Consider the following 15,045-nt stretch of genomic DNA (forward strand, 5'->3'; position numbering starts at 1 on the left):
TTTCTTTTGGCACGCGCACCCGCGGCGGCCCCGTGACCGCGCCTCTCCCCTGCCCGGCCCGAGCCCGTCGATCAGAGCGGGAACTCCATGCCGTCGACCGCCACGACGTAGTTTTCCAGACCGGCCGCCTGGAGGGCGGCGTGAAGATCGCGGACGTGGGCCGCGCTCTGGACGTGTGTGAAGATCCATCGGCCGACGGCGGCGCTGCGGGCGAACTCGACGAGCGGGGGAAGATCCACGTGGGTGGCCTCGATGAGGACACAGGCGCAGCCGTCCACCCAGGGCCGAATTTCCTCGAATGCCTTAAGGTCGCCGCTGTACACGAGGCGCCGCTCGCCGACTGCGATGTCGAAAGAATGGCTCTGCATGCGGTTGGGCAGGCCGAGGCGGGCGAACAGCTCCCGGTTGTGGACGAGGTGGTCGTTGGCGCGGGCCGTGAGCGTGAAATCGCCGGAGTAGCGGAAGCCGTCGCTGTAACCGCACAGCCGCGGTTCGAAAGGGAGCTTCTCCCTCGGGATGTACATGGCGGCCAAAAGCGCGCGGAGGGGTTCCACGAACTCATCGGGGACAAACAGCTCAACCGGGTCGGTGCGGCCGGCGAGGTGCAGCATCTGGAGAAAGAGGGGGAGTTCCGTGCAGTGGTCGGGGTGGGTGTGGGTGACGAAGACGCGGTCGACCGCTAGCGGATCGCACCCCCTTCGCAGGAACGAGGCGCATATGCCGCCGCCGCAGTCGAGGAGCGAGTGGCGGCCGTTGACCGTCAGCAGGCAGCCGGAGCCGGCGCGGTCGGGCTGGGGCATGCCGGCCGAGGTGCCGAGAATGGTGAGTTTGTCGGCGGGGCGCGGCGCGGTCATACGAGGATGGTCCGGAGCCGCGCGACGGCTTCCTCGCAGTCCGCGCGCGGGACATCGAGGTGGGTGACCAAGCGAATACGTTTGAGGCCGAAGGCGATGGCCCACACGCCGACCTCGTTCATCCGGGCGAGCACGGAGTCGGAGGTCTCCGCGCCGTTTATGTCGGCCAGGACGATGTTGGTCTGGACGCGGGCCAGGTCCACGCTGAACAGCTTGAACTCGTTGAGCGCCGCGGCGAGATAGCGGGCATTGGCGTGGTCCTCGGCCAGGCGCCCAATGTGATGCCGCACGGCGTAGAGACCGCCGGCAGCGACGATGCCGGCCTGGCGCATGCCGCCGCCGAACAGCTTCCGCTCGCGCCGGCAGACGTCGATGAGCGCCGCGGAACCGAGGACAAGCGAGCCGACCGGCGCCCCGAGACCCTTGGAGAGACAGACCGACACCGAGTCGAAGGGCGCGACGAGTTCGGCCAGCGGGCGCCCGGTGGCGACGTGGACATGCCAGATGCGGGCGCCGTCGAGGTGGAATACGAGCCCGAACTCATCGCACACCTCGCGGACTCTGAGGATTTCGTCCTGGGGCAGGATGGTTCCCCCGTGACGGTTGTGGGTGTTCTCGAGCGCGACAACCTTGGTGCGCGGGGTGTGGAGGTTGACGGGACGGATGTGGCTGCGGACCACCTCGGCCGTCAGCAGGCCGTATTCGGTCGGGATGAGATTCACCAGCAGGCCGCTATGGACTACCGGCCCGGCGACCTCGTAGTTGACGATGTGGCACTCGCGGTCGCAGAGGAGCTCCCACCCCCGCCGCGTCTGGGCTTTCAGGGCAATTTGGTTGCCCATGGTGCCGGAGGGGACATAGAGGGCGGCTTCTTTTCCGAATAAATCGGCGACCGTGCGCTGGAGCTCGTTCACGGTCGGGTCATCGCCGAAAACGTCGTCGCCCACCTCGGCGGCCGCCATCGCCGCCCGCATGGCCGGGACCGGGCGGGTGACGGTATCGGAGCGCAGATCAATGATCTTCCTCATGGGCGGGAATATAGGGAGCGCGGAGGGCCCGGACAAGACGCGGGGGGAAAAAGAAAAGGCCGTGTTCCAGCGGCACGGCCTTTCAGAAGTCGGTGATGCAGAACAAGTCAGCGCGAGGGAAGAACGTTTTGGGCGAGGGGGCGCCCATTGCTGTGAATCAGGTCGAACAGGACTTCCTGTCCCTGACGCAAGGTCTTGAATCCGTTCATGTTAATTGAGGTGTAGTGAACGTAGATGTCCTCGGGCGAATCCGCGCTGGAAATGATGCCCCATCCCTTCAGATCGTTAAAGTACTTCACAGTACCCTTGGACATAGACCCTCCGCTAGCGGGTTCGGGTTATGACAGATATGTCAGCCTTCACTTAATTATACGGGATTTCGACCCCGGCAGACAAGCAAAAAAGGGCGGGCCGGCCGATTTTCAGCCCAGAATACGCAATACGAGGGTCATGACCAGGCCTGACAGCAGCGGAATTGTGACGTTGTCGTCGATCTGAAGGGGGAGGGCCTCGACCACGGTGGCGGCCAGAGCGCCGGCAAACGCGGCCGGGGCCGCCAGATTTGGAGTGAGTAGAGCCACGATTACCGTGCCGGCCAAGCAGGCCAGCGAGCCCTCGACCGATTTGCCGTGGAGAAACCGGCGCCGCCCGAAGCGTCGCCCGATCACCGCGGCGAGACTGTCGCCGACCACGGTGAAGGCGAGGGCGGCAACCGCAACCGCTTTGGGGAACAGGGCCACGGTGGCGACGGTGGAGGCGAGGATGTAGGTGGCACCGGTGAAATCCCCGGCCGCCTCGTGGGCCCGGATCATGCGGCCGAAAAGCGGCCCGAAGATGTCCCGCCAGAGCGGGCGCCCCTGCAGGCGCGCGAGATCGACAAAGAAGGTGCACAGGGCCACCGGGATCATGACCGCGAGCATGGTCCCGCGCCCCAGACCGAGAACGTAGTAGCCGGCCGGGATGACGAGTGCGAACATGTGCGTGGCTTTGCGCGCCAGCTCGCTGCGAAAGCTGATCGGCGGCGGAGCGGACGGCGGCGCCGAGACTGTCACATCACTGTCCATCCTGCCCCTCCTGCCGGTCGCGTATGGGGCGGAGGTCAACCGCCGGCAGGCGATTCGGGAAGGAGACGGCGAAGCGGCGGTAGAGCCGGTCGCGGAAAGTCGTGGTGATCTCGCGGAGGTGCTGATCGCGCAGGGTCTGCCGGATCTGCGTCCGCACTTTGTCCAGAGTTATCGGCGTGCGATGCTCCAGCACTTTGATGACGTGCCACCCGTACTGGGTTTGGACGGGAAAGCTGACGTTGCCATCGGGCGTCACCCGGGCCGCCTCATAGAATTCCGGGGACACGTCCTGCGGCCCGATCGGCCCGAGGTCGGCGAGGTCGCGGCGGAGACTCGAATCGCCGGGGTAGTACTGCTCGGCGAGAGCGAGGAAATCGTGGCCGGCGAGCGCCTGGTCGCGGAGGAAAGCGGCCGACGCGGAGTCGGGCGCGATGATGTGCTGGACGACGAGGGGTTTGTCGATCGGCGTCTCGCGGTAGTTCCGGCGATAGTAGGCCTCGATCTCGGCGTCGGACGGCGTCCAGCCGTCATCCAGCCCCTGCCGCAGGACGATCGTCTTCTGGTACTGGCGGCGGAGCTTGAACTCCTGCTCCCTCACGTCCGGGAGTTCTTCGATCCCGGCGGCGCGGGCCGCCTGCACCAGCGCATACCGCCGGGCGGCAATCTGGATCATCTCCCGCTTCATGTCGGGGGTGGTGTTGTCCACCCGGTGGCGCTTCCGGAATCCCTCCTCGAGGCTCTGGAGGTCGGCCATGTCGACCGTATCGCGGCCGTTGACCACCGCCGCCCACAGCGGCTTGGGCAACAGGAAGACATTGCTGTCAAGGATGGCCTCGTTGATTTCAAGCTGCATGGCCGCATCGAGCGAGTCCAGGAACGGACGGGCGAGGGAGTCGGCGGCCGCCGTGCGGAGATGGACGGTGACCTGGTCGGCGATCGTCCCCTCCAGCGGGGCGGTGGTGTCGGAGTGATAAGCGGCGACGTAAATAAGATGCCAGCTGTTCGAGGCGAAATACGGATCGGAGTACCGGCCCGGGGCGAGACCGAAAGCGACCGAATCGAAGGGGTGTTCATAGACGCCCCGCCGGACCCAGCCGATCCGCGGGCCGTAGGAAGCGATCAGGTTGTCGTGGGAATACTCGCGGGCGATGGAATCGAAGGGATGACCCTGGTCGAGCAGGGATTTCACGTACCAGGCATGCTTCTCGGCCGCCGCCGCCAGTTCCGGCTGGGTGAGGCCGCGATACTTCAGCGAATCGCGGTCGTGGGGCAGGTTCCCGGCGGCGATCAGAATGTGCGAAACGTCGACCTCCTCCGGGGTCGTGAACTGCGCGAGGTTCTGTTCGTAATACTGCCGCACGGCCGCGGAATCGACCGAGGTCTTTTCAAAGAAAGCCACCTGGCCAAAACGGCGGAGAAGGTACTCGTAGTACCGCTGGCGGTAGATGCGGTTGAGCTCGTAGTTGGCGCCGAGGTTGACGGTGTCGGCGACCAGACCGGCGAGCGTGTCCATGACGACGCGATCCAGTTCGTCGGCCACCTCCCGCTGCGACAGCCGGCCGCCGTCGGGCAGCAGAATGCTCTCTTCCAGTTTCCGGTAGAACTCGGGGAAGGTGAGGGTGTAGACGGTATCGACGCGGGCGACGACCCGGTCAAAGCGGTCGACGGATTCGTGGGTGAGCGTCGGCGGCTCGCCGCAGGCGGCGATCACGAGTGCGAGGACGCCCGTCAGCCGGGCATAGGTTCGTAAGGCCATCATCTCTCCGTCACGGTTGCGATCACACGGGATCCGGTTGGCTGATTAAGTTATACAACGGGCGGAGAAAAGCCAACCAAAATCGGGCGGTCAGCGGACGGCGGCGGGGGCCGCCGAGGCGGTCGCGGCGCCCTGGAGCTGGGGCCGCGGCATGCACACCGGGAATTCGAGCGTGACCGTGGCCCCCCGGCCGGGAGCGGAGTCGACGGCGAGGCCGATCTTGAGGGCAGTGCAGACGCGGTGGACAATCGCCAGGCCCAGGCCGGTCCCCTGGCGCTTGGTCGAAAAGAACGGCTGGAACATGCGCCGCATGACTTCCGGTGCCATGCCGCACCCGGTGTCGGCGACCTGCAGCACGACTCTCTCCGGATCGCGGGAGAAGACGCGGAAGTGTACGTCGCCGGGAGCGGCCCCGACCGCCTCGCAGGCGTTGACCCCGAGGTTCAGCAGCACCTGGGTGAGCAGGTCTTCATCTCCCGCCACGTACACCACCGATTGATCGGCATCGAAAGCCAGGCGGATGCCGGGGTGGCGGGACTCGTGGTGGGAGAGGATATGGAGGACGTCGCTGGTCAGGCGGCACAGGTCCACCTTGGTGTAGCTGGGCCGGTCGATGCGGGCGTAGAGGAGGAATTCGCTGAGGATCTTGGTCAGCCGGTCGGACTCCTTGACGATCAGGTCCATGAGGCGGGCGTTCTCCCCCGCGACCGGGAGGGCGCTCTTGAGCACCTCGACGGAGCCGGAGATGGCGGCGAGCGGATTGCGGATTTCGTGCGCGATGGAGGCGGAGAGCTCGCCCACGGCGGCGAGGCGGTCGGCCGCGCGGACCTTGGCCTCCAGGTCCTTGGCCTCGGTGAGATCGGAGAAGATGGCGATGACGCCGCGCGGCGTGGCCTTGTCCTCCTCGGTCAGAATGGAGATCGACAGCCCGAGGGGAACGCGGCGGCCCAGCGGATTGATGATCTCGAGCTCCTGGCGCAGGTGGGCGACCCGCCGCCGGACGCCGTCCATCAGGCTCCGGGCCAGGGCCGGCATGCGGTCGGCGAAGGCCTGGTCGCAGCTGAGACCCTTGATGTCCTCCTCGCAATACCCGAGGATGCGCTCGGCGGTGCGGTTGAAATAGACAATGCAGCCCTCGGCGTCAATCGTGATGAGCCCGGAATTGAGGTGGCGCAGGATATCGTCGGTCTCCAGGCGGGCGCGGCGAAGGGCGCGGGAGGCGTCGGCGAGGCGGCGATCCTGGTCGCGCAGGCGCTGGCCGAGGTAGCCGGCGATGAAGGCGACGAGATAGAAAATCAGCAGGTGCAGAAAGATCGAGTAGAAGGCGGTTTCCTGGGTGTCGAAGACCGTGCGCAGCGCCCGGAGCGACCACTCGGGATCGCTGTTGGTCAGACCGAGCCAGACGATGAAGGCGTAGGCCAGGGCGACGGTGGAGGCGATGACGAGGGTACCGACCAGACGGTAGACAAGCGCGGCCGAGACGATCGTCAGGACAAAGAGAGCCGAGAACGGGGAGTTCACGTTGCCCGTGGCGTAGATGATGCCGGATTCGACGCCGATCTCCAACAGGAAGTGCAGCGCCACCATGGCGGTGGTCACGGCGCCGAGCCGCTGCTGCTTGTCCAGGGCCAGCAGGAGCGTGAAGCCGAGGGTGACGCCGGCGTAGAGGAAGAACGGCAGGGCGAGGAAACCGGGGAATTTCATCCAGAAGACGACGACGAAGAAGACCACGAGGAAAGTGGCCAACCGGAGGGGGATGAACCACGCGAGACGGCGGGGGTGTTCGGCGCTAACCATGGTTTCCCGCACGCCGGACGGCGCCGCGGAGGGCGCCGTCCAGCAGGGTCATTCGGTGTCCGCGGCCGGCCCAGCGCCGGCGGCGGGATCTCGGGATCAGCCGATCTTCCCGATGATGTCGAACATCGGCAGGTACATGGCGATGAGGATGCCGCCGATGACGATACCCATGAAGACGATGATGACGGGCTCGATGATCGAGGTCAGAGCCGAGACCGCGTCGTCGACTTCCTCATCGTAGAACTCGGCGATCTTGTTGAGCATTTCGTCGAGGCCGCCGGTCTTCTCGCCGACAGAGATCATCTGGGTCACCATCGGCGGAAACACGCCCGATTCCTTGAGCGGCCCGGTGATCGTGTCGCCCTCAGCGATGGCCATGACCGACTTGTTGATGGCGTTGGCGATGACGCGGTTGCCGGCGGTCCGGGCGGTGATGTCCATGGCGTCAAGGATGGAGACGCCCGAAGACAGCAGCGTTCCGAGCGTCCGGGTAAAGCGGGCGACCGAGGACTTGCGTACGAGAGTCCCGAGGATGGGCATGCGGAGCATGGACTTGTCCCAGACCAGCCCGCCTTGCGGCGTCTTGCGCCACCACAGGATGAAGGCGACCAGGCCAATCAGCCCGATCGTCAGGAAGACGAAGTTGGCCTGGAGGAAATGCGAGATGTGGAGCACGATCTTGGTGGGCGCCGGCAGTTCCGACCCGAGTCCCTCGAACATCTTGGCGAAGACGGGCACGATGAAGGTGAGCATGGCGGTGGTGACGCCGATGGCGACGATCATGACGACGCTCGGGTAGACCATCGCTCCTTTCACCTTGCGAATCAGCTTGTCGGCCTTCTCGCGGTAGACGGCGAGGCGGACGAGGATGGAATCGAGGGCGCCGCCGACCTCGCCGGCTTCGACCATGTTGGTATAGAGGGGGTCGAAGATTTTGGGGTGGCGGGCCATGGCCTCGGAGAGAGTCGCGCCGCCGGAGACGCCCTCTTTGACATCGTTGATGATCCGGGCGAGCTCGCGGTTTTCCGACTGCGCGGCGAGGATCTCGAGGCACTGGACCATGGGGAGACCGGCGCCGATCATGGTGGCAAACTGCCGGGTGAAGCGGGAGACGTGGATCCGCTTGATGCCGGTGCCGATCCGGAGGCTGATTTCCGGGGCCCGCTTGCTGATGGAGGTGACCAGGATGCGGTTCTGCCGCAGGACCCGTTCGAGGTCGCCCTTGCTCTTGGCTTTGAGCGAGCCTTGGACGGCGGCGCCGGCGAGCGTCTTGCCTTTATACTCGAATACTGGCATGGCAAACGTCCTTTCCCATACTCACATTACGAAAACGCCGGAGATTTCTGGCGGGAGAGCATTTCGCCGAGTTCCTGCGTGTTCGAGCTATAGCTCATCGCGTCATTGAGGGTTATCTTGCCGGTCAGGTAGAGCTCGGAGAGCGACTGGTTCATCGTCTTCATGCCGTACTTCTGACCCGACTGGATCATCGAGTACATCTGGTGCACCTTGTCGTCGCGGACGAGGGCGCGGATCGCGGGGGTGCAGACCATGATTTCGAGCGCCATGACCCGCCCGCCGCCGATCTTCGGTATGAGCGCCTGAGACACGATGGCCTGGAGCGAAAACGAGAGCGACACCCGGACCTGCTCCTGCTGGTTGGTCGGGAAGGAGTCGACGATGCGGTTGATCGATTCCGAGGCGGAGTTGGTGTGCAGGGTGGCGAAGGCGAGGTGGCCGGTCTCCGAAATCGACAAAGCCGCCTCGATCGTCTCGAGGTCGCGCATCTCGCCCACGAGCACGACGTCGGGATCCTCGCGCAGCGCGTACTTCAGCGCGGTCGCGAACGAGGTGGTGTCGGAGTAGACCTCGCGCTGGTTGACCAGGGCCGCCTGGTGGCGGTGCAGGTACTCGATCGGGTCTTCCACGGTGATGATGTGGACGGGCCGCTCGCGGTTGATCTTGTCGATGATGGCGGCGAGAGTGGTGGATTTCCCGGAGCCGGTCGGACCGGTCACGAGGACGAGCCCGCGCGGCAGCTTGGCGAATTCCGCAATCACCTTGGGCAGACCGAGCTCATCGAACGTGCGGATCTTGTAGGGGATCTGCCGGAGGACGACAGCGATGTTGCCGCGCTGCATAAAAACGTTGCAGCGAAAGCGGCTCATCTGCTCGATGCCGAAGGAGAAATCGAGCTCGGAGTTCTGTTCGAATTTGAGCTTCTGCTTCTCCGTGAGCATGGAGTAGCACAGCTTCTTGGTCTGCTCGCTCGTCAGCACATCGTAGTTGAGGCGCTGCAGACGGCCGTCGACGCGCACGACCGGCGGCGAGCCGACGGTGAGGTGCAGGTCGGAGGCGTTGAGTTTCACCATCTCTTCCAGCAGCTCGCGGAGTGTAAACATCTCGATCTCCCAATCTATGAGGCCGGCATTCGTTTTTTCGGGCCGATATCTTCTGTACTATTATCGGCGGGCGAGGCGGAATCTTGACCGGAAAGGCCCGTGGCGGGCTCGATAAGCGGTTGGCGGACAGGCGGATTTGGAGAGATCAGGTGTTCGTGGTGACCGCGAAAACTTCGTCGATCGACACCAGGCCGGCTTTCATCTTCTCCACGGCCGACATGCGCAGGCTGAACATCCCCTGCTCCAGCGCCTTCTGGGCTATGTCGGTGTCGGGCGCGCGGTTAAGAATCAGCCGCTCGATTTCCGGGGTGATCGGCATGACCTCGAAAACCGCCGTCCGGCCGGCCGATCCGGTGTCCCCGCACTCGCGGCACCCCCGCCCCTCGAAGGCGCGGATGTTGCGGAGGAGTTCTTTCGGCGCCCCGAGGCTCTCGACCTGCTCAGGCGAGAGGTTGATCTCCTCCTTGCAGTTCTGGCAGATCTTGCGCATCATCCGCTGGGCCAGGATGAGCTTGGTGGCCGAGGCGACCAGGTAGTACGGGACACCCATGTCGATGAGGCGGTTGATGGACGACGGGGCGTCGTTGGTGTGGAGCGTCGAAAACACCAGGTGCCCGGTCAGGGCGGCGCGGATCGCAATCTCGGCCGTCTCGCCGTCGCGAATCTCCCCCACCATGATGATGTCGGGGTCCTGCCGCAGGAAGGAGCGGAGGGCGGCGGCGAAGGTCATCCCGATGTCGGATTTCACGGCCACCTGGTTGATACCGTCGAAGTTGAACTCGACCGGGTCCTCCGCGGTCATGATGTTGACGTCGACGGTGTTGATCTGCTTGAGGGCCGAGTACAGGGTGGTCGTCTTACCCGACCCGGTCGGGCCGGTCACCAGGACGATGCCGTAGGGCAGGTGGATGGCCTTGTCGAACTTGGCCAGGTCCTCCTCGCGGAACCCGAGCCGGGTCATGTCGACCATGAGGGCGTTCGGATCGAGAATACGCATCACGACCTTCTCGCCGAAGATGGTCGGGAGGACAGAGACGCGGAGGTCGACGGTGCGTCCGGAGATCTTGATCTTGATGCGGCCGTCCTGGGGCAGGCGGCGCTCGGAAATGTCGAGGTCGGCCATGATCTTGACACGCGAGACGATGGCGGCGCGGTACTTGAAGGGGAGCGGGGCCATCTCGCGCAGGTCGCCGTCGATGCGGTAGCGCACGCGGATGCGCTTCTCGTACATTTCGATGTGGATGTCGGAGGCGCCCATGCGGATGGCGTCGCCGATGATCGAGTCGACGAGTTTGACGAGCGGCTTGTCCTGAATGGCCGACATGAGGTCCATGTCGCTCGGGCCGTCTTCGGCCTCCACCACTTCGAGTCCCTCGGCATCCTCGAGCCCCTTGACGATTTCGGACAGCCCGCCGCCGTCGGCGTAGTACTGGTCGATCGCCTTCTCGATCGCCCTCTCCGGGGACAGGACGGGCTGGACGATGCAGCCGGTGATGAACTTGACGGCGTCGAGGACGTAGATGTTGTTCGGGTCGCTGATGGCGACGAGGAGGGTCTTGTTGAGCTTGGAGACGGCAATGACCTTGAATTTGCGCGCGATGTCGACGGGGATGAGCTTGACGATATCGGGGTTGAGCTCGATGTCCTCGAGGCGGATGGCGCCGATCTTGAGGTGTTTGCCGATGAACTTGGCGATCTCCTCTTCCGACTCGACGGCGCCGATGCGGACGAGCGCGGCTTCGAGCTTCTCGCCGTGTTCGCGGGCCATTCGATCGGCCTTCTCGGCCTGTTCCGGTGTGATTCTGCCGGCCTTGACCAGCATTGCCCCGATGTCTGAAGGCATAGTTCCTCGGTCAGCACCTCATGTGCTGTTTACCCATGCAGTCCCGTGTCGTCCCTCCGCCGCACCACCGCAGGGGCGGAGTCTCTCAGTCCTGGAAGATGTCGTCCAGCTTGTCCTGAGCTCCCTGGGCAAACTCGTTGGCGAATTTCGCCTGTTGCTGTTTGTTTTCCGCGGCCGTGGCCTTGATGGTGTCGAAGATCTTGGCCAGCTCGGCGGACGTCTCCTTGGCGTAGAGCCGCACCATCCCGATCGTCGTCCGGTCGTCGAAAATGACGACGAGGATCGAGCGCTCGCCGACCAGGGACATGTGGATGTGGTCCTTCTTCCCCTGGTGGAAGAGCACGGAGAACTCGGGTTCGCCGACAAGCTTGGCGATTTCCTTAGTGGACGCGAACGAGCCGGCCAGCAGGGCGGCCAGGGCGGTCGTGTCGAGCGAGTGGGTGAAGCCTTGACGGGTAATCAGGTGTCCGTCCTTGTCAACCAGGAGGGCGCATTTCGCCTCGGCTCCTTTGAGCATCTTGGAGATCAGCGCGTCAATCTGGTTGATTTCTTCTTCGTAAATAATGAGACTATCGTCAGACATTCCTGCCTCCTGGGTGGCTATTTCAATCCAAACAGACGCTTAAAGAAGCCGCGCTTCTTGTCCTCTTTCTTGCGCCGCAGGGGCGGCGCCATGTGGGGCGAAACGGCGCCGGTGCCGCTTCCGGTCGCGGCCGAGACCGGCGTCCGGGCGAGGCTGCCGGCGGCGGCGACCGACGGCGCCGAAGGCCGGGGCGGCTCGGCCGTGGTGACCGCCGCAGGCGCACTCTCGGCCGCCGCGCCCGTGCGCGAACCGGGGTACGGACGGTACTGCACAGACTCGGGGTCCTCGGCGGCGGCCGGGCGGCCCTGGCGGGCGAATTCCGCGGCCGTCGCGGGCGGCGTCTCGGTCGCGGCCGCCTCCTCGCGATCGTCCACCCGCGGAGCCTCGGGCGCCGGAGCAACCCGGTCCTCCATCGGCGTGATCGCCCGCGGCCGCGAACTGCCCGAACTCTTGGCCTTCTCCAGCACCATTTTGATAATCATCTTCAGGGTGTCGAACACGCCGTTGCCGACGGTCGCCGAGGCCTCGAACGACGGCCAGCCGCGCGGGTTGAGCTGGCGCTCGAGTTCAGCGACGGGGAGGACGCCGGGGAGGTCGCGTTTGTTGTACTGGATGACGACCGGCAGCTCGCCGATGTCGTAGCCGTACTCGCGGAGGTTCTCCTCGAGGTTGGTCAGGGATTCAATATTCTCGTCCATCTTGCTCGGCTGGCTGTCGGCGACGAAGACCAGACCGTCGACGCCGCGCAGCACGAGCTTGCGCGTCGCGTTGTAATAGACCTGGCCCGGGACGGTGTAGAGCTGAAACTTGGCGGCGAAGCCGTTGATGGTGCCGATGTTGATCGGCAGGAAGTCGAAGTAGAGGGTGCGGTCGGCTTCGGTGGCCAGCGAAATCAGCTTGCCGCGGGTGTTGCCCGGCACCTTGGCGTGGACGTACTGGAGGTTGGTCGTCTTGCCCGACAACCCCGGTCCATAGTAGACAATCTTACAGCACACTTCGCGGGCGGAGTAATTAATCGATACCATGTCGTCTCGTCCCTATGTCGTCGTTGGTCGGCATGCGGTTACCGGACGGTGCGCAGGCGTTCGATCGCGTTTTTGATCTCCAAACGGATCAGTCCGACGTTGACGTCCTTCTCGGTTGTGACCACCAGGATGCCCAGACCGGCATCGGTGAAAAACAGCTTGGCCTCCTCGGATTCGATGGTGACCTGCCGGAGAGGATGGCCGTCCAGGCGGTGGAGGCTCTTCTGGATATTGCTGGTGATCGAGGCCGCCAGGGCCCCGACCGTTTCTCCTTCGAACGAGGCGTCGAGGTCGGCGGCGATGAGAATGCCGTCGCTCCCGACGACCATGGATCCGGTGACCCCGCTGGTCTTGTTGAGCTCACTAAGAATTTCGTACATATACATTCTCCGCGTTCACGGCTCGCTCCTGGCCGTACCGTTCCGCAACATATTTCCTGACTATCTCGAGGCCTTGGGAGAAGCGGACGTTCAGGAGCTCGTCATGGTGGTGTTCGGAGACGACCATGAGGTAGAACGTCTCTTCCCGGGCGATGATGATTTTGCGATCGGGGAAACTGAGCGCGAGGCGCTGGGGCAGGCCGCCGCTGAAGCGGGCGGCGACGTCCCGGTTGTGTTCGTAAAAGAGGCGGGCCAGAGGCGCCCAGTCTTCGGCCAGGTCTCCCCCGCGCTGGAAATGGCCGAGCAGAAGGCCCTCGATATCGACGACGGCGGCGGCGCGGACAGCGGGGTTTTCGCCGATGTAGCTGGTGGCGCGGTCAAAGCCGTTGGCGTCGCCCGGCCGCATGGGTGCGGGTTCGGATTCTGAGCGGCCGTGGCGCTCCGGGTCGGACCGCCACTCGGCCGGCGCCGCGCTCGCGGCCGCCAAGCCGCGCGGGCTGCCGGCGGTGTGGGTCTTCTTGACGTCATGCATAGGCGAGTCGCCCTCCTGTCGGTCGGTCACCAGCACCGGCCACGGATGCACCGGCGCCACCACGCGCCGGACCACGGGGATGAGGATGAACGGCGCCGCGGCCACGTGCAGCAGCACCGCCGGGAGGTAGCTCGAGAGCGCCAGTGTCAGCGAAACCCGGAGGTTCATGGCATAGGCGACGGCGATCATCAGGCCGAAAGCCAGGCCGAGGGCCAGGCGGTAGAGCAGGCAGATGCCGGCCGCCTGCGCCAGCGGCAGCAGACTGGTGCGCCGCGTGAGGGCGAAGACGGCGGCCAGATACCAGGCGAGCTCGTACATCAGGTAGATGAGCGAGGCGCGCGCCAGATCGGTTCCCAGCCGGTTCGGGAAAAGCACCATCGGGATAATCAGCACGATGAGCGACAGCAGCACGATCGGCCGGCTGTATCGTCCGTTCCTGTCCATAACGTGTCCTTCGCAGCTAGGGCTGGTAGCGGGCCACCAGCTTTTCTATTCTCATCCGCAGCGTTCCCAGGTTGCAGGACTCATCGCCCACGAAAATGAAGACGCCGTCCTGCTCCCGTATGACGTAGAAGGTAGGGCCTGCCGTTTCCACGAGGATAGAGCGGACGGCCCCAAAGGAGCCTTCGAGCAGGCTTTCGTTCAGCACGTTGCCGAGTTCGCCGATGGTGGCGCCACAGCGGGCCTGGTCCATGTCCAGCTGCCACCGGGTCTCGATGACCAGACCCTCGAAATTGACGAAGAGGGCGCCCGGCACGCCGGGGATGGTCCGCGCCTCGTCGAGGATCTGCGGAACCGCCAGCGGGAGGGGCAGATCGGGTTCGGCGGCGGTCGGTCCGGGGGCAGCCGTGGGCGCCGGGGCGGCCGGCTCGGTGACGGCGCGCGATTCCTCGGGCAGTTTGCGCGCAATTTCCAGCAGGCGTTCGATCTGGGCGTTGCCCGGGTCGGCCTGGTGCAGCTGGCTCAGGAGTTTGACCGCGCGCTCGAACTCCCCTTTGTAAATGTAGATCTCCGCGAGCAGCAGCTCGACCGTGCGCGTGCGCCCGTCCAGCTCCATGGCCTTATTCGCCTCCACCTCGGCCCAGTCGTAGAGGCCGCGGTCGAGGTTGATCTTGGCCATGACCACATGTGCCGAGCCGTAGGAGGGGTGGACTTTCAGGCCGTTCTGACAGACGCGGAAGGCCTTGTCGAGTTCACCCTTCTTGCGATACGATTCGGCCAGCGCCGCAAAAATCTGCGAATTGGGATCCTCTTCGAGGATCTTGCGGCACTTGGATATCCGTTCGTCCAGCTCGGTGGTACTGTTCATCTACTGTGTCCGTAAGTCTCTTTGCTGCAAGGTCTTTTCGGTCGACAACATTTTCTGCTCACTAAATATAGAGATTGCAGCAAGTTATGTCAACTTGAATGTCCGTCAGCTCAACGTTCGTTTGATTTCCCGCACGCCGTACAAGAACAGCCCGGCCATGACCAGAAGTAACGTTGGCACAACGAACTCCGGCAATGTCAGCAGTTCAAACAGGCCACACAACAAAATAATTTCGGCCAGCGCCAGAACGGCGAAACCGCCGATGAACCACTGCCAGCAGCGGCTCAGGCGGCCGCCGCGTACTAGCGAGAAAACCTGCACGGCGCCGGCGGTACACACGACCGCGCCGACCAGGACCAGGAGATTCAGGAAGGTCGGCGGGTTGATAATGGCGGCGATGTTGGCGGCCTCGGCGCGCGAGAACGGTACCAACGCCCCGGCCAGCAGCAGAGCGGACATAATCGTGCGTTTCATA

14 protein-coding genes and 1 pseudogene are annotated in these 15,045 nt (G+C 64.5%); all 15 read right to left on the reverse strand.

Annotated features, from left to right (window positions below):
- Positions 1-71: 71 nt before the first annotated feature.
- Positions 72-854 carry an MBL fold metallo-hydrolase gene (locus KA261_11095; protein ID MBP7698344.1) on the reverse strand — a complete coding sequence of 261 codons (783 nt, stop codon included), beginning with the start codon at positions 852-854 and terminating at the stop codon, positions 72-74.
- On the reverse strand, positions 851-1,882 hold the full coding sequence (locus KA261_11100; GenBank protein ID MBP7698345.1) for an aminotransferase class I/II-fold pyridoxal phosphate-dependent enzyme: 1,032 nt from the start codon (positions 1,880-1,882) through the stop codon (positions 851-853). The genes KA261_11095 and KA261_11100 overlap by 4 nt, the downstream gene beginning before the upstream one ends.
- A 107-nt stretch (positions 1,883-1,989) precedes the next feature.
- A complete protein-coding gene (locus KA261_11105) occupies positions 1,990-2,196 on the reverse strand; it encodes a cold shock domain-containing protein (protein ID MBP7698346.1) in 207 nt (68 codons plus the stop codon).
- 108 nt (positions 2,197-2,304) lie between these two features.
- On the reverse strand, positions 2,305-2,946 hold the full coding sequence (locus tag KA261_11110) for a phosphatidate cytidylyltransferase (protein MBP7698347.1): 642 nt from the start codon (positions 2,944-2,946) through the stop codon (positions 2,305-2,307).
- The gene (locus tag KA261_11115; protein MBP7698348.1) at positions 2,936-4,702 is read right to left on the reverse strand and encodes a peptidylprolyl isomerase; all 1,767 of its coding nucleotides are present in this window, start codon (positions 4,700-4,702) and stop codon (positions 2,936-2,938) included. Before KA261_11115 ends, KA261_11110 begins: the two co-directional genes overlap by 11 nt.
- A 90-nt stretch (positions 4,703-4,792) precedes the next feature.
- Entirely contained in the window at positions 4,793-6,499 is a 1,707-nt protein-coding gene (locus tag KA261_11120; protein ID MBP7698349.1) for a PAS domain S-box protein, read from the reverse strand.
- Positions 6,500-6,595: 96 nt separating this feature from the next.
- Positions 6,596-7,795, reverse strand: coding sequence for a type II secretion system F family protein (locus tag KA261_11125; protein MBP7698350.1), 1,200 nt, complete (start codon positions 7,793-7,795; stop codon positions 6,596-6,598).
- A gap of 26 nt (positions 7,796-7,821) precedes the next feature.
- Positions 7,822-8,898: a type IV pilus twitching motility protein PilT gene (locus tag KA261_11130; protein ID MBP7698351.1), complete on the reverse strand. Its 1,077-nt coding sequence runs from the start codon at positions 8,896-8,898 to the stop codon at positions 7,822-7,824.
- A gap of 145 nt (positions 8,899-9,043) precedes the next feature.
- Positions 9,044-10,741, reverse strand: coding sequence for a type IV-A pilus assembly ATPase PilB (gene pilB / locus KA261_11135; protein ID MBP7698352.1), 1,698 nt, complete (start codon positions 10,739-10,741; stop codon positions 9,044-9,046).
- Between the two features lie 85 nt (positions 10,742-10,826).
- Positions 10,827-11,324, reverse strand: coding sequence for a roadblock/LC7 domain-containing protein (locus KA261_11140; protein MBP7698353.1), 498 nt, complete (start codon positions 11,322-11,324; stop codon positions 10,827-10,829).
- A 455-nt stretch (positions 11,325-11,779) separates the two neighbouring features.
- A pseudogene (locus KA261_11145) lies at positions 11,780-12,349 on the reverse strand (GTPase domain-containing protein).
- A 38-nt stretch (positions 12,350-12,387) separates the two neighbouring features.
- The gene (locus KA261_11150; protein MBP7698354.1) at positions 12,388-12,729 is read right to left on the reverse strand and encodes a roadblock/LC7 domain-containing protein; all 342 of its coding nucleotides are present in this window, start codon (positions 12,727-12,729) and stop codon (positions 12,388-12,390) included.
- Positions 12,713-13,705, reverse strand: coding sequence for a hypothetical protein (locus KA261_11155; GenBank protein ID MBP7698355.1), 993 nt, complete (start codon positions 13,703-13,705; stop codon positions 12,713-12,715). Before KA261_11155 ends, KA261_11150 begins: the two co-directional genes overlap by 17 nt.
- Before the next feature lie 16 nt (positions 13,706-13,721).
- Positions 13,722-14,570 (reverse strand): hypothetical protein, encoded by an 849-nt coding sequence (locus KA261_11160; protein ID MBP7698356.1) that lies wholly within the window; start codon positions 14,568-14,570, stop codon positions 13,722-13,724.
- Positions 14,571-14,675: 105 nt separating this feature from the next.
- Positions 14,676-15,044, reverse strand: a complete 369-nt coding sequence (locus KA261_11165) for a hypothetical protein (GenBank protein ID MBP7698357.1) — start codon at positions 15,042-15,044, stop codon at positions 14,676-14,678.
- Position 15,045 lies beyond the last annotated feature (1 nt).

The organism is Candidatus Zixiibacteriota bacterium (assembly GCA_017999435.1).
GTDB lineage: Bacteria > Zixibacteria > MSB-5A5 > GN15 > FEB-12 > JAGNLV01.